Source organism: Atopomonas hussainii, assembly GCF_900109735.1.
Taxonomy (GTDB): Bacteria; Pseudomonadota; Gammaproteobacteria; order Pseudomonadales; family Pseudomonadaceae; genus Atopomonas; species Atopomonas hussainii.
On record NZ_FOAS01000010.1, the window covers coordinates 76,092 to 97,204 of the forward strand.

17 protein-coding genes and 1 tRNA gene are annotated in these 21,113 nt (G+C 59.9%); 8 read left to right on the forward strand and 10 right to left on the reverse strand.

What is annotated here, in order from left to right:
• Positions 1-131: 131 nt before the first annotated feature.
• Genes BMX80_RS11105 through BMX80_RS11115 form a run of 3 tightly spaced genes read left to right on the forward strand, consistent with a single transcriptional unit; the run spans position 132 to position 5,632 of the window.
• Positions 132-1,112: an Abi family protein gene (locus BMX80_RS11105; protein ID WP_074868392.1), complete on the forward strand. Its 981-nt coding sequence runs from the start codon at positions 132-134 to the stop codon at positions 1,110-1,112.
• Positions 1,109-2,446: a restriction endonuclease subunit S gene (locus BMX80_RS11110; RefSeq protein WP_074868394.1), complete on the forward strand. Its 1,338-nt coding sequence runs from the start codon at positions 1,109-1,111 to the stop codon at positions 2,444-2,446. Before BMX80_RS11105 ends, BMX80_RS11110 begins: the two co-directional genes overlap by 4 nt.
• Complete coding sequence (locus BMX80_RS11115) at positions 2,447-5,632, forward strand: type I restriction endonuclease subunit R (protein ID WP_074868396.1); 3,186 nt, start codon at positions 2,447-2,449, stop codon at positions 5,630-5,632.
• Positions 5,633-5,684: 52 nt separating this feature from the next.
• Here BMX80_RS11115 and BMX80_RS11120 read toward each other — a convergent pair whose 3' ends face one another.
• The 5 genes from BMX80_RS11120 to BMX80_RS11140 all read right to left on the reverse strand — a co-directional run bounded on the left by BMX80_RS11120 (position 5,685) and on the right by BMX80_RS11140 (position 9,939).
• Positions 5,685-6,893: a methyltransferase gene (locus BMX80_RS11120; RefSeq protein WP_235821635.1), complete on the reverse strand. Its 1,209-nt coding sequence runs from the start codon at positions 6,891-6,893 to the stop codon at positions 5,685-5,687.
• Between the two features lie 78 nt (positions 6,894-6,971).
• Positions 6,972-7,664, reverse strand: coding sequence for an ABC transporter permease (locus BMX80_RS11125; protein ID WP_074868401.1), 693 nt, complete (start codon positions 7,662-7,664; stop codon positions 6,972-6,974).
• On the reverse strand, positions 7,661-8,353 hold the full coding sequence (locus BMX80_RS11130) for an ABC transporter permease (RefSeq protein ID WP_074868405.1): 693 nt from the start codon (positions 8,351-8,353) through the stop codon (positions 7,661-7,663). The genes BMX80_RS11125 and BMX80_RS11130 overlap by 4 nt, the downstream gene beginning before the upstream one ends.
• A 49-nt stretch (positions 8,354-8,402) precedes the next feature.
• On the reverse strand, positions 8,403-9,158 hold the full coding sequence (locus tag BMX80_RS11135) for an ABC transporter substrate-binding protein (RefSeq protein ID WP_074868408.1): 756 nt from the start codon (positions 9,156-9,158) through the stop codon (positions 8,403-8,405).
• 13 nt (positions 9,159-9,171) lie between these two features.
• Positions 9,172-9,939 carry an ABC transporter ATP-binding protein gene (locus BMX80_RS11140; protein WP_235821636.1) on the reverse strand — a complete coding sequence of 256 codons (768 nt, stop codon included), beginning with the start codon at positions 9,937-9,939 and terminating at the stop codon, positions 9,172-9,174.
• A gap of 505 nt (positions 9,940-10,444) precedes the next feature.
• Here BMX80_RS11140 and hppD point away from each other — a divergent pair.
• Positions 10,445-11,545, forward strand: a complete 1,101-nt coding sequence (gene hppD / locus BMX80_RS11145) for a 4-hydroxyphenylpyruvate dioxygenase (RefSeq protein ID WP_074868410.1) — start codon at positions 10,445-10,447, stop codon at positions 11,543-11,545.
• A gap of 19 nt (positions 11,546-11,564) precedes the next feature.
• On the opposite strand, the gene BMX80_RS11150 is transcribed toward hppD, so the two are convergent.
• Together BMX80_RS11150 and phhA are read right to left on the reverse strand one after the other, a co-directional pair.
• Positions 11,565-11,903, reverse strand: a complete 339-nt coding sequence (locus tag BMX80_RS11150; protein WP_074868413.1) for a 4a-hydroxytetrahydrobiopterin dehydratase — start codon at positions 11,901-11,903, stop codon at positions 11,565-11,567.
• A 47-nt stretch (positions 11,904-11,950) separates the two neighbouring features.
• The gene (phhA, locus tag BMX80_RS11155; protein WP_074868416.1) at positions 11,951-12,733 is read right to left on the reverse strand and encodes a phenylalanine 4-monooxygenase; all 783 of its coding nucleotides are present in this window, start codon (positions 12,731-12,733) and stop codon (positions 11,951-11,953) included.
• A 228-nt stretch (positions 12,734-12,961) separates the two neighbouring features.
• On the opposite strand from phhA, the gene BMX80_RS11160 reads away from it, so the two are divergent.
• Positions 12,962-14,512, forward strand: a complete 1,551-nt coding sequence (locus tag BMX80_RS11160; RefSeq protein ID WP_074868420.1) for a sigma-54-dependent transcriptional regulator — start codon at positions 12,962-12,964, stop codon at positions 14,510-14,512.
• A gap of 27 nt (positions 14,513-14,539) precedes the next feature.
• On the opposite strand, the gene BMX80_RS11165 is transcribed toward BMX80_RS11160, so the two are convergent.
• Genes BMX80_RS11165 through BMX80_RS11175 form a run of 3 tightly spaced genes read right to left on the reverse strand, consistent with a single transcriptional unit; the run spans position 14,540 to position 19,253 of the window.
• Positions 14,540-15,727 carry an osmoprotectant NAGGN system M42 family peptidase gene (locus tag BMX80_RS11165; protein WP_074868423.1) on the reverse strand — a complete coding sequence of 396 codons (1,188 nt, stop codon included), beginning with the start codon at positions 15,725-15,727 and terminating at the stop codon, positions 14,540-14,542.
• Positions 15,728-15,729: 2 nt separating this feature from the next.
• The gene (gene ngg, locus BMX80_RS11170; protein WP_074868426.1) at positions 15,730-17,481 is read right to left on the reverse strand and encodes an N-acetylglutaminylglutamine synthetase; all 1,752 of its coding nucleotides are present in this window, start codon (positions 17,479-17,481) and stop codon (positions 15,730-15,732) included.
• Between the two features lie 2 nt (positions 17,482-17,483).
• Positions 17,484-19,253: an N-acetylglutaminylglutamine amidotransferase gene (locus BMX80_RS11175; protein ID WP_074868430.1), complete on the reverse strand. Its 1,770-nt coding sequence runs from the start codon at positions 19,251-19,253 to the stop codon at positions 17,484-17,486.
• A 203-nt stretch (positions 19,254-19,456) separates the two neighbouring features.
• Between BMX80_RS11175 and BMX80_RS11180 the strand changes: the two genes are divergently transcribed.
• From BMX80_RS11180 to BMX80_RS11190, 3 genes are all read left to right on the forward strand, one after another.
• Positions 19,457-19,939 carry a MarR family winged helix-turn-helix transcriptional regulator gene (locus tag BMX80_RS11180; protein WP_139214098.1) on the forward strand — a complete coding sequence of 161 codons (483 nt, stop codon included), beginning with the start codon at positions 19,457-19,459 and terminating at the stop codon, positions 19,937-19,939.
• A gap of 100 nt (positions 19,940-20,039) precedes the next feature.
• Complete coding sequence (locus tag BMX80_RS11185) at positions 20,040-20,792, forward strand: substrate-binding periplasmic protein (RefSeq protein ID WP_175474906.1); 753 nt, start codon at positions 20,040-20,042, stop codon at positions 20,790-20,792.
• Positions 20,793-20,899: 107 nt separating this feature from the next.
• Positions 20,900-20,975: transfer RNA gene (locus BMX80_RS11190), tRNA-Phe, on the forward strand.
• The last annotated feature ends 138 nt before the right edge of the window (positions 20,976-21,113 follow it).

Genomic DNA, 21,113 nt, shown 5'->3' on the forward strand with positions numbered 1-21,113 from the left:
CCGAGTACAAGTGCGGGAACAAATTTGCAACTTGCCTATCAGGCATCGCTGGGTATACTTGCACCCAACACACCCGCCATGCCTCTCTCGGAAGCACACTTTGGCGGGTTTTTTGTTTCTGGGGCGCGAGCATGAGCCGCTTCCACAAGCCAGCCCACAGCATCGACGAGCAGATCGCCACGCTGCGCAGCCGCGGCCTAGTCATTGATGACGAAGCCAGCACCCGTCACTACCTCGCCAACATCAGTTATTTCCGCCTGTCGGCCTACACACGGCCGCTCTATCAGCCGGGTTCAGCAGAGCACCAGTTTCTGCACAACACCCACTTTGCAGACGTGCTGCGCCTGTATGTGTTTGACCGGGAACTGCGGCTACTGCTGCTGGATGCCATCGAACGGCTTGAAATTGCCCTGCGTGCCCAACTGGGCAATACCCTGGCCGAACACCACCAACCGCATGGTTATCTCAACGCGGATATTTTCGATACGCGCTACAACCATGCTTGGCTGCTAGGCAAACTGGAGCAGGCAGCCAAAGGCCGTGAGGTCGAGTCGTTTCTGACGCACTACCGGCGTAAATACACCAATGCCCCTAGCCAGCCGCCGATCTGGATGGCTCTGGAGCTGCTGACCTTCAAGGAAGTATCTACCCTGCTCGCCAACCTGCGCCTGCCGACGGATACCCAACGGATAGAGCGTCACTTCGGCGTGAAGATGCCGGTGTTGCGCTCTTGGTTCCGCAGCCTGTCAGACCTGCGCAATGTTTGCGCCCATCATGGCCGGGTCTGGAACCGTGAATTTGGCAGCCGCCCGGAACTACCCCGCAAAGCCCCGGCAGGCTGGCCGAACATACCCGAGGGCATCGAAACCGGCGCGCAGGCGCATCCCGGGCAACGCCTTGACCCCCGTCGCCGGCTCTACTTGCAACTGGTCGTGATCGAAACCCTGATGCGGGTCGTGTCACCCGCCAGTCAATGGGCCGAGCGCCTCGTGGCCCTGCTGGATCAATACCCACAAGTGTCTCTCCCTCACATGGGCTTTCCGGGGCGCTGGGCTACCGAGCCGTTTTGGCAGGCGGCAGTGAACAGTGCGCGAGAAGGAATAAAAGCATGAGTTTTCCGAAGTATCCGGTGTACAAGGATTCAGGGGTTCAGTGGCTGGGGGAGGTGCCGGAGCATTGGGCACTTAAGCGCCTTGGCCATTTCTTCGATGAGCGCCGCGAAAGGGCCAGTGATACTGAGTTCGAGCCTTTGTCAGTCACCAAGCATGGAATTGTTCCCCGGCTTGAAAGCGCAGCAAAAACACAGGACGGCGACAATCGGAAGAAGGTGCTGGCGGGCGATTTTGTTATCAATAGCCGCTCTGATCGAAAGGGCTCATCCGGGCTATCACCACTCGATGGCTCGGTTTCGTTGATATGTACCGTATTAATCCCGACTGGATTACACGGCCCATACATCCATCACTTATTCAGAAGCGAGCTGTTTCAAGAGGAATATTACCGTTGGGGTAAGGGGATAGTTGCTGACCTTTGGAGCACGAATTTTTCTGACATGAAGAATATTGTGCTGGGCGTTCCTTCTGAGGCGGAACAAACCCAAATCGCCCGCTTCCTCGACCACGAAACCGCCCGCATCGACGCGCTGATCGAAGAGCAGCAGCGCCTGATCGAGCTGCTCAAGGAAAAGCGCCAGGCCGTGATCTCCCACGCCGTCACCAAAGGCCTCGACCCGACGGTGTCGATGAAAGACTCCGGTGTGGAGTGGCTGGGCGAAGTGCCGGCGCATTGGGTGGTATCAAAGTTGAAGTTCATGACGGATCGCGTTGTTGACTGTCCTCATGAAACTCCGAATTACGATCCGGATGGGAATTACCTTGTTATTCGGACGGCGGATATTGATCAAGGAACTCTGAAGCCCGAGCAAATGTATCGTTTAGATCGGAATGAGTATGTGCATCGCACTCGCCGAGCGTCTTTAGAGAAGAGTGACATCGTTTATGGACGAGAAGGCGAAAGATGGGGGCATGCCGCCTTGATTCCAGAGTCTGATCTATATGCACTCGGGCAGAGGATGATGCAGTTTAGAGTGAGCGCCCATGTTTGCCCTGAGTACTTCATGTTTCAGCTCAACTCTATTGCCGTTTATAGGCAGGGCGAAGTCGATACGGTTGGAGCCACATCACCTCATGTGAATATCTCAACCATTATCAATTATCAAATGATGATTCCTCCGAAGGAGGAGCAGACTCGCATTTCCAACTATTTGAACAAGACGCTCCGAGATTTGGATAGCTTGATCAACGAGTCAACGGATGCCATGGGACTACTCCAAGAGCGTCGCTCCGCCCTTATCTCCGCCGCCGTCACCGGCAAGATCGATGTACGCGACTGGCAGCCCCCGGTCAGTACTCAAGCCCCAAAATTTGAAGTAGCAGAGGCCGTATAAATGGCGGACAGCAAGGAAGCCCAGTTCCAGCAGGACATCATCAGTGCCATGGTCGCCCAGGGCTGGCTGACCGGCCCTGCCAGTGGCTACGACCGTCGCACGGCGCTGTATACCGAGGACTTTCTCGGCTACTTCAAAGAGGCCTGGTCAGAGCGTTGGGACAAGTTCGCTAAGGCCAACCCGAACAACCCGGAAGCCGTGCTGGTACAAAAACTGGTACGCGAGCTGGAGCAGGACGGCACCCTGGATGTGCTGCGCCACGGCTTCAAGCTACCGGGGGTGAAGATCGAGGTGTGCAGCTTCAAGCCCGACCACGGCATGAACCCGGACACCCTCACGCGCTACCAGTGCAACCGCCTGCGCGTGGTGCCGGAGGTGTCCTATTCGCCACACTTCAGGGAAGGGGAATACAACCCACGCCTGGATCTGGTGCTGTTCGTCAACGGCATCCCCGTCGCCACACTGGAGTTGAAAAGCGAGTTCAAACAGAGCGTCGAGAACGCCAAGCGCCAGTACCGCTACGACCGCCCAGTAAAAGACCCGCTGACGCGCAAACCCGAGCCGCTGCTGACTTTTAAACGCGGCGCGCTGGTGCACTTTGCCGTGAGCCAGGATGAAGTGGCGATGACCACCAAACTGGCCGGCAAGGACACCTTCTTCCTGCCGTTCAACCTCGGCAGCCTCGACGGCGGTGCCGGCAATCCGCCCGCGCCGGACGACAGCCAGTACGCCACCGGCTACCTATGGCAGCGCCTGTTCCAGCCGGATGCCTGGCTCAAGGTGCTGGGCCGCTTTTTGCACCTGCAAAAAACCGTCAAAGAAAGCCCCGAAGGCCAACGCATCAGCAAAGAAACCCTGATCTTCCCGCGTTACCACCAGTGGGAAGTGGTCAACACGTTGATCGAAACCACCCGCACCGAAGGGCCGGGCAAGCGTTACCTGATCCAGCATAGCGCCGGTTCCGGCAAGTCCAACTCGATTGCCTGGACGGCGCATCAGCTGGCCTCGCTCTACGATGCCGAGGGCCAGCGCCTGTTCAACTCGGTGATCGTGATTACCGACCGCACCGTGCTGGACAAGCAGCTGCAGGACACCATCTACCAGTTCGAGCACGCCCAGGGCGTGGTCAAGTGCATCACCCGTGATATCGGCAATCAGAGCAAGTCCGAGCAGCTGGCCGAGGCGCTGGCTGAGCAGACGCGCATCATCATCGTCACCATCCAGACCTTCCCGGCGTTGTTCGATGCTTTGGACAAGTACCCCAAGCTGGCCAGTGGGCGCTATGCGGTGATCGCCGACGAGGCGCATTCCTCACAGACCGGCTCGTCGGCTAGCAAGCTCAAGCAGATTCTTGGCAGCGATGCGCCGGAGACTGAGGAAATCAGCGCGGAAGAGCTGCTGGATGCCGCCGTGGCCGCACGCGCGCCCAACGAGCGAATCAGCTATTACGCCTTCACCGCCACGCCCAAGGCCAAGACCCTAGAGCTGTTCGGTCGCGTACCCGACCCGAGCTTGCCGCCCAGCGCCAACAACAAGCCCGAGGCGTTCCACCTTTACTCCATGCGCCAGGCCATCGAGGAGGGTTTCATCCTCGATGTATTGCAGAACTACACCACCTACAGCACCGCTTGGAAAATCGCCCATCCGGACGGCGACGACGAGGAAGTGGACTCGAAGAAAGCGCGCATGAAGCTAGCGCGCTGGGTGCGCCTGCATCCGTACAACATCAGCCAGAAGGTGGAGGTGATCGTCGAGCACTTCCGCGCCAACATCCGCCACCTGCTGGGCGGTCAGGCCAAGGCCATGGTGGTCACCAGCAGCCGCCAGGAGGCGGTGCGCTACCAGTTGGCGGTGCAAACGTATGTAAAGCAGATGGGCTACGGCGATGTGCACCCTCTGGTGGCCTTCTCTGGCAGTGTGCTGCCGGATGACGTTATCCCTGAGGAAGTTACCGAAAGCAGCAAGCTGCTTAACCCTGGCTTAAATGGCCGTGACCTTGCTGAAGCCTTCGACACCCAGGACTTCAACGTGATGATCGCCGCCAACAAGTACCAGACAGGCTTCGATCAGCCCAAGCTGTGCGCCATGTATGTGGACAAAAAACTGCAAGGCGTGGACTGCGTACAAACCTTGTCGCGCCTGAACCGCACCTTTGGCGACAGCAAACCAACTTTTGTTATCGACTTCTTTAACGATGCTCAGGACATTCTCGATGCCTTCCTGCCTTACTACACCAAGGCCGAGCTGACTAACGTCACTGACCCGCAGATCATCTATGACCTGCAAAAGAAACTCGATGCGGAAGGTATCTACCATTGGGAAGAGGTGACGGCGTTTGCGCTGGCCTTCTTCGACCTCAAGGCTGCTGCCAGCAAGCTCAGCTACTACTGCGCGCCGGCCAAGGAGCGCTTTGCCAAACGCTACAAGTTGGCTCAGGAGTCACGTCAGCAGGCGCTGGACTTTAAGCGCACAGCAGAAAGAGACGGTAACGCCGTCGGCTTAAAGCACGCCGAGGCCGCATTAAAAGAGGCTGGCGAGCATGTGGATCAACTCGATTTGTTCAGAAAGAACTTACAGAGCTTTGTTCGCCTCTATGAGTTTTTGGCGCAGATCATCCCGTATGAGGATGTCGAGTTAGAGCAGCTGTGCGTGTATGCCAAGCATCTATACCCTCTGCTACGCCTAGACCGCTTAGATCAGGAAGATGTGGATTTAGGCGAACTGCACTTGACGCATTACCGCCTAAGCAAACGTGCTGAGCATCAACTGCGCTTAAACGATGAGCACGGAGAATATGGCTTAGACCCTGCCACAGCAGTGGGCAGCGGCAAGGCGCATGATCCAGAGAAAAAGCGGCTCTCTGAAATCATCGAGGCGCTAAACGATATCTTCGGTGCGGAAGTGAGCGATGAAGACCAGTTGCAGTTTCTCACCGGCATCGCCAATCGCATCAGCCGCCAAGACGATGTGATGGCTCAGGTGAACAACCACTCCGTTGAACAGGTGATGCATGGGCTGTTTCCCAAGCGCGTACTGGACACAGTGCTGGACGCCATGACCGACCACGAGAAACTCTCGCTGGAAGTGCTGGATAACGAAACCAAGAGCCGCGCTTTTGCGCTGGTGATTTTGAAGATGCTGATGGGGGCGGAAAAGTTGGAGCGCAGCAATACTCTCATTGAGTGAATAGGCTGCCATTGAGTCAGGCCAGCACTGTCATCGGGAGAGCGTAAGTAGGTTAGCGTTTGCAGGCCAGCAGCAAAGCATTACGCGGCGTCAGGCTGCTGGGGCAAAAGGTGCCCAGTTGCACGCGGTAGCCTTGTTCCTCAAGAAACAGCGCGCGGTCGAGCAGTAGCCACAGCTCCAGCGGGCGGCGGAACAGGTTGCCGAGCAGCTCAAGATTGCGGATTTGCGCTAAGCGCGCCCAGCCTTGGGCCTCCAGCGCGTCGTCGCTGGGGCTGAGCGGCAGTTCTAGCTCACGATACTCGGCGACTTTTTCTGCCCACTGATGAAACGGCAAGCCCAGCCATTTGCTGGCGATTGACGGGGTGGCTTGTTGCGCGCTGGTGCCTAAGCGTTGCTGGCAGAGTTGGCCGAAGGCTAGGCGGCGGGCCATGGATTGGTCGCGCAGGCGGCGCGCGCGCTGTCCCGCATTGACGCTTTCACGCAGGGTTAAACGTAAGTCGGCACGGCTGAGCTGCAGCTGCGCCTGTTGCGCAGCGTGGGACAGCGGCTGGTAATCGGGCCCGTCGATGCGGTTGTAGCAGCAGGGCGCGACAGCCAGCTGGGTGCAGTTCGCTTGACTGGCTAAGCGCAGCAGCTGCAGGTGCAGCTCGCCGCAAGCGTGCAGGGCCACGGGGCTGTGCTCGGCTTGTAGTTGCGCGGCGCAGTCGGCGGCGAGTACGTCTTGCACATGATGGCTGGCGCAGAGGTTGTGTTCGTTGGTTAAACGACGCGCTTCATCAACTAGCGCGGCGTCCCATTCCAAGCTGGTCAGCTCGCCGCCTAGGCGGTGCAGCAGATGGCGGCCAAGGTGGCTTTTGCCGCTGCACCAGTCCAACCAGTGGGTGTTGTTGCTCGCTTGCGGCAAGATGCTGGCGAAGGCGTCGATTTGTTGCCATTTGCGTCCGGGAATATCCACCGCGTAGCGCGCCGCTACAGTGTTTTGGCTGTGCGTCGGCAGGGCGTCGAGCTGGCCGAGTTGCACAGATTCGGCGGCCAAGGCGCTAAATGGCGTGGGGGCGCTGCGCAGTAAATGCGGCTGGCCTTGATAGCGCTCGGCATGCTCGAGGGTTTGTTCGCGTAGCCACTGAGCAAGCTCGGGGTAAGCGCTTTCCCAACTCAGTTGCGCATGGGTAAACGGCGCTTCTTGCCACAGCGGGCGATGCTGGCAGAGCCAGTGGTCGAGGGCGGCGAAGCGTTCGCGCAGGGCGGGGCCGGTTAGCACAGTAGGCTCAGGAATGTTCTACAAAGAAAAACGGCGCCGATTGTAGCGGCGCCGTGGTGATTCTGCATGGCTAGAGGACTAGCGGCCTTGCAGCATATCGACGCGTAGTTTGTGCTCGATGAAGCGGAAAATACGCGTAAGGCCAATGGTGATGGCTAGGTAAAGTAGTGCGGCCACGATATAGAAGAATTCATTCTCATAGGTCCGAGCACTGATAGTTTTTGCCTGTCCCATGATGTCCAAGAGAGTGACTGTATAGACCACGGCGCTGGCTTTGAGCATGAGGATCACCTCGTTGCTATAGGCCGGGAGGCCAATGCGCGCGGCACGAGGCAGCACGATGTACAGCATGGATTGCACGCGTGACATGCCCAGTGCGCGGGCAGCTTCTACTTCGCCGCTAGGCACGGACTGAATAGCGCCACGAAGAATTTCGGCAATGTAGGCAGTGGTATGCAGTGTCATCGTTAGAAGAGCACACCAATATGGGTCGCGAAGGTAGGTCCACGCCCAGCTCTGACGGACTGCTTCAAACTGTGACAGGCCGTAATAGACCATAAACAATTGCAGTAGCAGCGGCGTGCCACGGAAGAAGAAGATGTAGGCGTAGGGAATAGACCGCACCCACGGCTTGCTCGATGCGCGCGCGATGCCCATTGGGATGGCCAGAATTAGGCCCGCAATGACTGCGATAGTGACCAGCTCCAATGTAAGGCCGGCACCATCTAGCATCTTCGGTAGCCATTTATCGAAGAATGTTTCCCAATTCATACTTCATTCCTCGTAAAACCTTGGGCCGCTCGTTTTTCAAAGAAATGCATCGCAATCATCACAAGTATGGTAAGGCTTAGGTAAATCAGAGCTGCTATGAGGTAGAAGGTGAATGGGAGCTTTGTGCCGTTCTTCGCGATTTCTGCTGCACGCATGATTTCGGTAAGCGAGATAAGTGACACTAGGGCGGTGTCTTTGAGCAGAATCAGATACAGATTGCCCAAGCCCGGTAAGGCGATGCGCCACACTTGGGGTAGGGTGATGCGCCAGAAGATCCGCAGGCTAGAAAGCCCCACGGCTAAACCCGCTTCGCGATGGCCTTTGGGGATAGACAGTAGCGCGCCGCGAAAGACCTCGCTGGAATAGGCCCCAAAACACAGCGCTAAAGCCAGCGTGCCCGCCGCGAATGGGTTTAAAGCCAGCTCAGGATTGCCAAAGAAACTGCCAAGGTAATTCAGCGCGGTAACCGTACTGTAGTAGGCCATCAACACCCACAGGGTTTCCGGTACGCCACGCACTATGGTGGTGTAACTGCCACCTAAAAAGCGCGCGAATGCATTGCTGGAAGTCTTGCCGGCGGCGCCTAACAGGCCAAACAGCAGGCCTAAGGCCACGGAGGCCAGCGACAGCTTGACGGTCATCCACGTCCCCGCCAGCAGGGACGGACCGAAACCTTGTAAGTCAATCATGCAGAGAACCTAGCAGCGGGCGCCGCACGAGGCGGCGCCGCTAAGCGCATCAATAGATGCTGAACGGGAAGTACTTGTCGTTGATCTTCTTGTAGGTGCCGTCAGCGACGATGTCTTTGATGGCTTGGTTCAGCTTGTTGCGCAGGTCGTCTTCGCCTTTACGCACGGCGATGCCGATCTTGTCGTTTTCAAACACAGGGTCGCCTTTGAATTCGAAGTCTTTACCGGCTTCGCTCTTCAGCCATTCCCAGTTAACGAACTTGTCGCCCAGTACGCCATCCAGACGGCCGCTGGACAGGTCCAGATAGGCGTTTTCTTGGGTGTCATACAGTTTGATGGTCACGGTGTCGGCCAGATTGTCTTCCAGCCACTGGCCGGCGATGGTGGCGCGCTGGGCACCGATGATCTTGCCTTTCAGGCTGGCTTCTTCGGTGTCGAAATCAGAAGACTTCGGCGCGATGAACTGCAGCTTGTTGGTGTAGTAGGGCTCGGTGAAGTCCACCGCTTGCTTGCGCTCGTCGGTAATCGACATAGAAGCAATGATCATGTCGAACTTCTTGGCGTTCAGGGCTGGAATGATGCCGTCCCAGTCGGAGGTGACCACTTCGCACTCGCTGCCCATCTTGGCGCACAGGGCTTGGCCGATCTCAAGGTCGAAACCGACCACAGCGCCGCTGGCGTCGATCAGGTTGAAGGGAGGGTAGGCGCCTTCGGTGCCCAGCTTGATTTTGTCGGCGGCGATGGCCTGAGTACCAAATGCGAGTGTGGCCGCAGCGGCCAACAGGATCTTCTTATAGTGACGCATGGGGTGTCGCTCCTTAACGGTGGCTGGACATGAACTGCTTGCAACGTTCGGACGTGGGATTGTCAAAGACTTGATCCGGTGTCCCTTGTTCTTCGACCCGGCCCTGATGGAGGAAAACAATCTCCGAGGAAACCTGGCGTGCAAAACTCATTTCGTGGGTCACAAGCAGCATAGTTCGTCCCTCGTCGGCGAGGGCGCGAATCACGTTGAGCACCTCTTGCACCATCTCGGGGTCGAGGGCAGAGGTGGGCTCGTCGAACAGGATGACTTTCGGCTGCATGGCCAGCGTGCGGGCAATGGCCGCGCGCTGCTGCTGACCGCCGGACAGCTGATTAGGAAACGCATGGCGCTTATCGGCAATGCCTACTTTAGCCAGCAGCGCTTCGGCCACTTCGGTGGCTTCTGCCTTGCTTTGGCCGAGTACGCGGCGCGGTGCTTCGATGATGTTATCGAGCACGCTCATGTGCGGCCAAAGATTAAAGTTTTGGAACACGAAGCCCATTTCGCTGCGGAAGCGATTGATCTGCTTGCTATCGGCAGCGACTAAAGCGCCACCTTTGCCGCGCTTGAGCTTAAGTTGCTCGCCGGCAAAGTGGATTTCCCCGTCGTTGGGGTTTTCCAGCAGGTTGAGGCAACGCAGAAAGGTCGACTTGCCGGAGCCCGACGAGCCGAGAATCGAGATAACGTCGCCGTCGCGTGCAGTCAGGGAGATGCCCTTGAGCACTTCGAGGTCGCCGTAGCTTTTGTGCAGATTGCGGATTTCCAGAGCGGGTTGGGTCACGAGGCTCCGTACTCCTGTTGTTCTGTTTATAGGGGCTTGGGCCATCCTGGCGAGGCCTCAAGCTAGCATAGCCCTTTTTGAGCGCCAAGCAGGCAGCGCAGCGAGGCGCGTGACTGTCGCGCTGTTGCACGTTTGTTTCGCCAGGGGTGAATAAATGGCGATGTGCAGGGCTTGCATTCGATAAAACGCACGTTTGAGCTAACTGCCTGTTTTGCAAGGCCTTGTTAGCGCTGTGACTGGGCCTAAGTGTGCCTGCGTAGGCTATGACTGGGAAGTCGCAGGGTTGTTTTAGCGCGCTGCGCAGGGCGATCGCCTGTAACGATTTCTTGCCGAATAACCGCCGAGAAGGATGCTTTGCAGTCTGTTTGGTGGGGCTTTTATTGGCCTGTAAAGAATAGTTGCCACTAGCGCTGGAGTTGATGCGCGCTAAGCGATGGACACAACTTGCGTGTTGCCGAAGCGCTGGCTGTGATGAAGGCAGGATTATAAAAATCACGGAGCCCCTATGCCCGCCGCACCTGCCGCCAAGATAGCCCCGATCAGCCCGCACAACCCGCTGGGCACGGATGGCTTTGAGTTTGTCGAGTTCACCGCACCGACTGCCGAAGGGCTAGAACAGCTGCGCGGCTTGTTTACGGCCATGGGCTTTAGCGAAACCGCGCGGCATCGCTCCAAAGACGTGTGGTTGTTTCAGCAGGGCGATATCAACTTTGTGCTCAACGGTAACCCGCAAGGCGCGGTGCAGGACTTTGGCCGCGAGCACGGCCCCAGCGCCTGTGCCATGGCCTTTCGCGTGCAAAATGCGCAGCAAGCGGCGGCTTATGTGCAAGCGCAAGGCGCCACGCTGGAGGGCAGTCACGCCAACTTTGGCGAGCTGAATATCCCTTGTGTGCACGGCATCGGCGGCTCGTTGCTGTATTTAGTGGACAGGCACGGCGAGCAAAGCATCTACGACGTGGACTTTGTGCCGCTGCCGGGCGCGGATAAAAACGCCCGCAGCGTGGGGCTTAAAAGCATCGACCATCTCACCCACAACGTGCGCCGTGGGCAGATGGATGTATGGGCCGACTTCTATGCGCGCATCGCCGGCTTTCGCGAGATTCGCTATTTCGATATCGAAGGCAAGCTCACCGGATTGGTGTCGCGGGCGATGACCGCGCCGTGCGGCAAAATTCGCATCCCGATTAACGAGTCGCGCGATGAGCAGTCGCAGATTGAAGAATTTATTCGCGATTACCACGGCGAAGGTATTCAGCACATTGCCCTGTCGACCGAGGATATCTACGCCACCGTCGAGGCGCTGCGCGCCAACGGCGTGCAGTTTATGAGCACGCCGGATACCTATTACGAGAAGGTCGATAGCCGCATTCCCGGTCACGGCGAGCCGCTGGCGCGGCTGCACGACTTGAGCATCTTGATCGACGGCGCGCCGCAAGATGACGGCATCTTGCTGCAGATTTTTACCCAAACCGTGATTGGCCCGATCTTCTTCGAGATCATCCAGCGCAAGGGTAATCAGGGCTTTGGCGAGGGTAATTTCCAAGCCCTGTTTGAGTCGATTGAAGAGGATCAGCTGCGCCGGGGCGTCATTAAAGGCGCCGATTGAATCAGCGCCTGTTCAGACGTTAAGACGCCAACTTGCTGGTCTTCGCCGCCATGATGAAGTCGTTGCGGTGCAGGCCGCAGATGCTGTGCGTCCACCAAGTGACGGTCACTTGTCCCCACTCGGTGAGAATCGCCGGGTGGTGATTGGCTTCCTCGGCCAACTCGCCCACTTGCTGGGTAAAGGCTAGCGCGTGGCGGAAGTTTTTAAAGCGAAACACGCGCTCTAACTGCAATACGCCGTTGCGTTCGGCGATGGTCCAGTCCGGCACCTCGCGGATCAGTTCGTCGGCTTCTTGGGCGCGCATGGCGGGGGCTGAACCGTCGCAGGCGGTGCAGGTTTTCTGGTGCAAAGCGCTCATGCGGGTCTCCTTTTTATGACGTTGGGTAGCGACTGGGTCAGCGCTGGCTAAGCGGCTTTGGGTGGAAATTTAGGCGCATGCAGCCCCAAAGCTTGGGCCTGTTGTTGCAAGGCCATGATGTCTTCGCGGGCTAATTGGCGCAGGCGCTCTAGGTCGTTCAAGACAAAATATAGCGGCTGCAGAATGTCGATGCGGTACGGCGTGCGCATGGCCTCCACGGGGTCGAAGGGCTGACGCTCGGGCACATCCGATAAGCAGTGCAAGGTTTCCTTGGGCGACGACAAGATGCCGCCGCCGTAAATGCGCAGGCCCTCGGGCGTATCGAGCAAGCCAAATTCCACCGTCAGCCAATAGAGCCGAGCCAGATACACGCGCTGCTCTTTCGTCGCGGTTAGGCCCAGCTTGCCGTAGGTGTGGGTGAACTCGGCAAACCACGGCTGGGTCAGCATGGGGCAGTGGCCAAAAATCTCGTGGAAGATGTCCGGCTCTTGCAGGTAATCCAGCTCGTCGCGGTGGCGAATAAAGGTAGCCACCGGAAAGCGCTTGTCGGCCAGCAGACGGAAGAAGGTATCGAAGGGAATCAGTGCCGGCACGGCCGCCACTTGCCAGCCGGTGCTGGCGTGCAGCACGCGGTTGATGTCCGCCAGCTGCGGGATGTGCTCGTGCGGCAGTTGCAGGCGCTCGATGCCGTCTAGGTAGGCTTGGCAAGCGCGTCCTTGCACCAGTTTTAGCTGGCGCTCGATCAGCGTGTGCCACACGGCGTGGTCATCCTCGGGGTAGTGGATGACGCCAGCGGCATCGGGTTCGCGGGCCACGTAGCGGGTCGACATGCACGGCGCTCCTGCAATCGCACAGACATGCCTTGAGCTTAGGCGGCTCGGCGCGCGGTGGTGAATGACGCGCTGCGCGGCGACGCTTCAACCGTGGTGCTTGGCGTAAAGCAATCTTTACGAGGCGCATGAATGTACGGCGTTGCTGAGTGGCGAGGGGCTGGATCGTCACATAATCTTTACGGGGAATTGTGCTGCGGCACAGGTTTCTATCTAGCGAGGGCCTCTATGCGCTTACGCCTGCACTGTCAGAACCGTCTCGGCATTCTGCGCGACATCCTCGACGAGCTGGTCGCCTACGGGGTGAATATCCAGCGCGGCGAAGTGGGTGGCGAGCGCGGCAATGCCATCTATCTGCACTGCCCCAACCTGATGAAGTTGCAGCTGCAAGCGCTGGAGCCGCGCTTAACCGCCATCCCCGGGGTGTTTGAGGTGCGCCGGGTGAGCCTGATGCCCAGCGAGCGGCAGCATCTGGAGCTTAACGCGCTGCTCGGCGCGCTGGAGTTTCCCGTGCTGTCGGTGGATATGCACGGCGCGATTGTCGCCGCCAATCGTGCCGCCGCGCAGCTGCTGGGCGTGCGCGTGGATGAGGTGCCGGGTTTGGCCTTGGCGCATTACTGCGCGCTGGATGTGCCGGCTTTGGTGCGTGGCAATCAAGCGCGTATCAATGGCTTGCGGGTGCGCATTGCCGAGCAAGAGCTGCTCGCCGATATCGCTCCACTCACCCCCGAGCACGCCGGCGAGGCGTTGGCTGGCGCGGTGTTGTCGCTGCATCGCCCGGCGCAATTGGGCGAGCGCATTTATCAGCTGCGCAAACAAGAGCTGCGTGGCTTCGACAGTATCTTTCAAAGCTCTAAGGCCATGGCGGCCGTGGTGCGTGAGGCGCGGCGCATGGCGCCGTTGGATGCGCCGCTATTGATTGAAGGCGAAACCGGCACCGGCAAAGAGCTGCTGGCGCGTGCTTGTCACTTAGCCAGTCCGCGCGGGCAAGCAGCGTTTATGGCGCTGAACTGCGCGGCGCTACCGGAGTCGATGGCCGAGACCGAGCTATTCGGTTACGCCCCCGGTGCTTTTGCCGGTGCGCGTGAAGAGGGCAAGCTCGGCCTGTTAGAACTCACCGCTGGCGGCACTTTATTTTTAGACAGTGTGGCGGAGATGAGCCCGCGCTTGCAGGCTAAGCTGCTGCGCTTTCTGCAAGACGGCAGCTTTCGCCGGGTGGGCAGCGATGAGGAGATTCGCCTCGATGTGCGGGTGATCTGCGCCAGTCAGCGCGATTTGTCCGAGCTGTGCGCGCGCGGCGCGTTTCGCCAAGACCTGTATCACCGCTTAAATGTGCTGAGCCTGCATATTCCCCCGCTGCGCGAATGCCTCGACGGCTTAGCGCCGCTGGCTGCGCACTTTCTTGATCAAGCCAGTCGGCAAATCGGTTGCGCGCTGCCCACCCTCGGCGAAGCGGCGCTCGCCAGCCTGCGCAGCTATCACTGGCCGGGCAATGTGCGGCAGCTGGAAAACGTGCTGTATCAGGCGGTGTCGCTGTGCGAGGGCGGGCAGATCTGCGCGCAGCACATTCGTCTGCCGGACTACGGTGCCGGGCATGCGCTGGGCGACTTCACCTTAGACGGCACGCTGGACGAGATCGTCGGCCGCTTCGAGAAAGTGGTGCTGGAGCGTCTGTATAGAGAGCACCCCAGCAGCCGCCAGCTAGGCCAGCGGCTGGGCGTGTCGCACACCACTATTGCCAACAAGCTGCGCGCGCACGGTTTGCCGCGCAACGAGTGAGCTGGCTGGATTTTGCCAGGCAATTCATCAGCGCTGCTTGCCGAGCACTTCGGTGAGTGGCGGCACTTGCGTGTCGTTGGCCATTTGCGCGTCGCCCTCTAGCTGCTGGGCGAAGGTCGCCAGGCTCGCCTCGGCGGGCGCGGCATCGCTGGCGAACACCGGGTCGCTGTGTAAGTAGGCAAACAGCAGCTGGCTTAAGTCACGCAGGCTGTCGATATGCGTGCGCTCGTAGCCATGCGTGGCGTCGCAGCCAAAGGCCAGTAGCGCGGTGCGGATGTCGTGCCCGGCGGTCACCGCCGATTGCGCGTCGCTGTGGTAATAGCGGAACACATCGCGGCGTACATTAAGGCCGCTGCGTTCGGCCAAGCGCAGCAGGTGGCGCGAGAGGTGATAGTCGTAAGGGCCGCCGGAGTCTTGCATGGCGATGCTCACCTGCCGCTCGGCCGAGTTCTGCCCTTCGGCCACCGGGGCGATGTCGATGCCAACAAACTCGCTGACATCCCACGGCAGCGCGCCGGCGGCGCCGGAGCCGATTTCTTCGGTGACGGTGAACAGCGGGTGGCAGTCAATCGGCAGCGCCAAGCCGCTTTCCTGATGCATCTTGATCGCCGCCAGCAGTGCCGCTACGCCGGCTTTGTCGTCCAAATGGCGCGAGCTGATATGGCCGCTGTCGCTGAATTCGGGCAGCGGGTCGAAGGCCACCACATCGCCCACGGCAATGCCCAGCGCGGCGGCATCGGCGGCGTTGTCGATGTTGGCATCCAGACGCAATTCGACGTTATCCCAGCTCACCGGCAGTTCATCCACTTGGGTGTTGAACGCATGGCCGGAGGCCAACAGCGGCAGCACACTGCCGCGCAGCACGGTGTGATCGGTGAACAGGCTCACCCGGCTGCCTTCGGCAAAGCGGCTCGACCAGCAGCCCACCGGCGCTAGGCTCAGACGGCCGTTGGCTTTGATCTCGCGCACGCAGGCGCCGATGGTGTCGAGGTGCACGGCAATCGCCCGGTCAGGGCTGGCTTGGCGGCCCTTGAGGGTGGCGCGCAGGGTGCCACGGCGGGTCAGTTCGTAGGGCACGCCGAGTTCGTCTAAACGCTCGGCCACGTAGCGCACTAAGGTGTCGGTAAAGCCGGTGGGGCTGGGGATGGCGAGCGTCTCCAGCAGCACGCGTTGCAGGTAATCGAGATCGACAGCAGGCATGGGCTGCGCAGGCATGTTTACTCCTTGCTGGGCAGGGTGTCGGCCGAGTGCGGGAATAACAAGTCGATAAACCGTTCGGCGGTGGGTTGCGGGGCGTGGTTGGCCAGCCCGGCGCGTTCGTTGGCCTCGATGATCACGTAGTCGGGGCCTTGCGCGTCGGGCACCAGCAGGTCGATGCCGACCATCGGAATCTGCAAGGCGCGGGCGGCTTGCACGGCGGCCTCGGCGAGCGCTGGGTGCAAGCTGGCGGTGACGTCTTCTAGGTGGCCGCCGGTGTGCAGGTTGGCGGTTTTGCGCACCGTGAGGTGCTGGCCGGCGGGCAGAATGCTGTCCAACCGATAGCCAGCGGCGCCTAGGGTGCGCTCGGTTTCATCATCCAGCGGAATACGGCTCTCGCCACCGGTCGCCGCTTGACGGCGGCGGCTCTGGGTTTCGATCAGCGCTTCGATGCTGTGCTGGCCATCGCCAATGATCTGCGCCGGGTGGCGTACGGCGGCGGCGACCACTTCGTAGCCAATCACCAAAACGCGCAAGTCGTAGCCGGCGTGGTAGCTCTCCAGCACCACGTTGCTGTCGAACTGACGGGCGTTGTCGATGGCCTGCTGCAAGGCGGCCGTGGTGCGGATGTCCACCGCCACGCCTTGGCCTTGCTCGCCGTTGGCCGGCTTAACCACCACGGCGCCGTGCTCGGCTAAAAAGGTGTGGTTGCGCACCGTGTCGCTGGCTAAACGTTGCGCCGGTTGCTTGAGCCCGGCCCGCGCTAGGCAGCGGTGGGTGAGGGTTTTGTCTTGGCACAAGGTCATGCTCACCGCGCTGGTTAAGTCGCTTAACGACTCGCGGCAGCGCACCTGCCGGCCACCGTGGGTGAGGGTGAACAAGCCGCTTTGCGCATCGGCGACATCCACGGCAATCCCGCGGCGCAGCGCTTCGTCGACGATGATGCGCGCATAGGGGTTGAGCGCGTCGTAATCGCCGGGGCCAACAAACAGCGGTTCGTTAAAGCCGTTTTTGCGTTTTAGGGCAAAGGTCGGCAGCTCACGAAAGCCCAGCTTGTCGTACAGGCGCTTGGCCAAGCTGTTGGTGTGCAGCACGGATAAATCCAAGTGATGCCGGCCACGGCTTTGGTAATGCTCAATCAGGTGCCGCACCAGGCTTTCGCCCACGCCGGGGCGGCGGCAGTCGGCATCCACCGCCAAGCACCACAGGCTGCAGCCTTGCTCGGGGTCGGCGAAGGCTTTGTGGTGATCCAAGCCCATCACACCACCAATGATCGCCCCGCTGTGGCTGTCTTCGGCTAGCCAGTAGGTGGGGCCGCCATCTTCGGCAGGGGTGAGGCGCTCGGGGTCGACGCTGAGCATCTTGTGCTGACTGTAGAGGGCATTTAGGCCCTGCCAGTCGGCGCTGCTGCTGGCGCGGCGAATGCGAAAACCACGAAACGCGCGCTTGGCTTGGCGGTAATCGCTGAAGTTGACCCGCAAGGTGTCGGAGGGGTCGAGAAACAGCTGCTGCGGCGCGTAGGCCAGCACCTGCTGCGGCGCGGCCACATACAGGGCGATGTCGCGCTCGCCGCGGTCTTCTTCGAGCAGTGCTTGGGCGAGGGTTTGCGCGTCCGGGTAGGTCTGGCCCAAGAGCAGGCGCCCCCAGCCACAGTGGATGGCTTGCGGGCTGGGCGTGCTGCCGCGAGCGCCACGCGCTAGGCGCTGCTTGAGGCGCTTGTAGCTGGGTGGGTGATGGCGCCGCAGGCGCTGTTCCAGACGATGGGCTTTCATGATCACAGTCCGTGTTGGTCGAGCCAAAGGTTGAGCGCGGCCATCTGCCAGAGCTTGTTGCCACGCAGCGGGGTGAGTTGCGCCTTGGGGTTGCCGAGCAGGCGATCCAGCGCGCCGATCTCGAACAGGCCGCGATCTTGGCTGGGGTCGAGCAGCAGGTTGCGCACCCAATCCAGCGTCGCGCCTTCGATGTGCTTCAGCCCCGGCACCGGGAAGTAGCCTTTCGGGCGGTCGATCACCGCGTGCGGAATCACCAAGCGCGAGGCTTCTTTCAGCACGTGCTTACCGCCTTGCGGCAGCTTGAAACGACCGGGAATGCGAGCGGCGAGTTCGGCAACGTGGTGATCCAAAAACGGTGTGCGCGCCTCCAGGCCCCAGGCCATGGTCATGTTGTCGACGCGTTTGACCGGGTCATCGACCAGCATCACCGTGCTGTCTAAGCGCAGGGCCTTGTCCAGCGCATTGCTGGCGCCGGGCGCTTGGAAATGCTCGCGAACAAACTCGCCAGCCCAATCCGCGCCATGCCAGGCACTTTGCACGCTGCTTAGGTATTCGCTGTGATCGCGGTCGAAGAAGGCTTCGCGATAAGCGCCGAGGGCATCGCTGGCGCCGTCGATCTTCGGGTACCAGTGGTAGCCGGCAAACAGCTCGTCGGCGCCTTGGCCGCTCTGCACTACGGTGCAGTGCTTGGACACTTCGCGCGAGAGCAAATAGAAAGCGATGCAGTCGTGGCTGACCATAGGCTCGCTCATCGCCGCGAAGGCGCCGGGCAGCTGTTCGAGAATCTCCGCCTCGCCAATGCGCAGCTGATGATGCTCGGTGCCGTAATGCTGGGCGATCAGGTCGGAGTATTGGAACTCGTCACCGCGCTCGCCGCCGGCATCTTCAAAGCCAATCGAGAAGGTCGACAGGGGCTTGGCACCGGCCTCACTGAGCAGACCGACCAGCAAGCTGGAATCCACCCCGCCGGAGAGCAGCACGCCGACATCCAGCGCGGCGCGGTGGCGCAGGCTGACGGAGTTGCGCAGGGTGTCGAGCAGCGCATCGCGCCAGTCTTCTAGCGCAAACGGCACTTCGTCGCGGCGCGGGCCGAAGTCCAGCTGCCACCACTGCTTTTCTTCCACTTCACCGTTGGCCTCGATGCGGCGCCAGTGCCCGGCAGGCAACTTGCGCACATCGCTGAGCAAGGTGCGCGGCGCAGGCACCACAGCGTGAAAGCTCATGTAGTGGTTGAGCGCTACGGGGTCGATGGTTTTGGCGATATCGCCGCCTTGCAGCAACGCCGGCAGGCTAGAGGCAAAGCGCAACCGCTGGGCGTTGTGGCTGTAGTACAGCGGCTTGATGCCGAGGCGGTCGCGGGCCATGAACAGGCGCCTGCTGTCGCGCTCCCAAATCGCCAGGGCGAACATGCCGTTGAGCTTGGGCAGCATGGCCTCGCCCCAAGCGTGATAGGCCTTGAGCAGGACTTCCGTATCGCCCTCGCTGAAAAACTGATAGCCCAGCTGGCGCAGTTCTTCGCGCAGCTCTGGGTAGTTATAAATGGCGCCGTTAAACACTAGGGTCAGGCCCAGGTGGTTATCGACCATCGGCTGGCCGCTGGCATCGGCCAAATCCATCACCTTTAAACGGCGGTGACCTAGCGCGACAGGCCCCTGGCTGAAACTGCCATGGGCGTCGGGCCCACGCGGGGTGAGGTGATGGGTAATACGTTCAACCGCGGCGAGGTCGGCCGCGCGGCCATCAAAGCGAAACTCTCCGGCTAATCCGCACATAAATTCCTTGACTGGTAGCTAACGAAAAAGCCCATGTCACGGCGGCAATTAACAGCGTGCGGTGCGCCAGTGGGGCGCTGAGCAGGGCTTATTGCGCCTGTCTGCGATTGCTGTTGTTAGCCGTCTTACGTCCACGGGCCCTATACAGCGAAACAAAAAATTGCTTTCATGTCAAAGTAATTTCTCGTTTTATTGGTTGGTATATGGATGATTTAAAAGTTCGAGATGAAATAAATATGACAGCTGCCGACAGTGAGCTTGGCGAGCTGGACTCCACCTTGTTCGGCGCCTTGCGCAAGTTGCAGCATGCCTGCGAGGTGCACGCCAAACGCGGTGGCCTGCCGGGTGGTTTAACCCCGACCAAGCAGATGATTCTGCAAATGCTCCATGTGGAGGGGCGCCTGACCGCCAGTCAGTTGAGCCAGCGGGTCAGCTTAAGTGCGGCAACGCTGTCGGGCATGTTGGAGCGCATGAGCGAGCAAGGCTGGCTCACCCGCGAGCGCGATGAGCTGGACAAACGCCGCCATTGGCTGTGCATCAGCCCCGCAGGGCAGGCGCTGCTCAGCGATGCGCCGCCGCTGTTGCCACCGGGTTTACTCGCCGGGCTGGCCGCACTGCCAAGCTGGGAGCGCCACGCTGTGACCGCCGCTTTGTTACGTTTGGCGGCGTTTTGCGACACGCCATAGCCGCATAGCCGGGAACGGTCTAATCTTGGTTTGAAGCGAGTGAGGGGCGAGCATGCGGCGACTATGCATTGCATTGATATGGCTATTGGGGGGCGCGGGCGTGGCGTCGGCCCAGTCCTTGGTGTTGTCGGTGGGCGATTGGCCACCGTACCTGTCTAAAGACTTCAAGCACCAAGGCGTGGTGGCCCACCTGATCAGCGACGTGCTCAAAGATGAAGGCTACGACGTGCGCTTTCGCTTTCTGCCCTGGACGCGCGCCTACGCCGATGCGGCAGCAGGCAAGTACGCCGGCACCGCCGTGTGGATGCGCAAGAAAGAGCGCGAAGCGGATTTTCTCTACAGCGACCCAGTGCTTAACGAGCAGTTTGTCTTCTTTCATCTGCAGCAAGACAAGTTCACTTGGAGCAAGCTGTCCGACTTGCTCGGCAAAAAGCTCGGCGGTGGGCTTGAGTACAGCTACGGCCCGGAGATGGATGCCTATCTCAGCACCGGCCGCCTGTATATGGAGCGCGTGCACACCGATGAGCAAAACTTCAGCAAACTGCTGCGCGGGCGCATCGACCTGTACCCGCAAGAGGTCAACGTCGGCTACACCGCGCTGCTCACCCATTTTGTTGCCGATGACGTGGCGCGCATCACCCACCACCCCAAGCCGCTGCTGAATAACCTGAGCTTCCTGCTGGTGCCACGCTCGCGTCCCGACAGCCATGAACTGCTCAAGCGCTTCAACAAGCGCTTGGCCATGTACCGCGAGTCAGGCCGCTACGACCGCTACTTCCACGACCTGCGCCAAGGCAAATACCTCCCTGAGCCACGCGGCGCCCAAGAAGAAAACCCAAACAGCACCCCCTGAGAAACCCGCGCCGTGACTGGTTCGGCACGTAAATATCGGTAATTGCTGAATTTTTTCGCATTCGTGGGTTGACACAAAAGCGCTGCGAACGTTTAATACGCGCCGTTGCCCAGATAGCTCAGTCGGTAGAGCAGGGGATTGAAAATCCCCGTGTCGGCGGTTCGATTCCGTCTCTGGGCACCATAATTTAAAACCCCGATGTCTAAAGGCATCGGGGTTTTTCGTTTCTCGTGCGCAAATAAGTTGGCCTGTCTTAAAGCGCTTGCGGCTTGATGTCTTAGGTGTGCGAGAATTTGCTGGGTCATTCCCCTCTTAGCAATG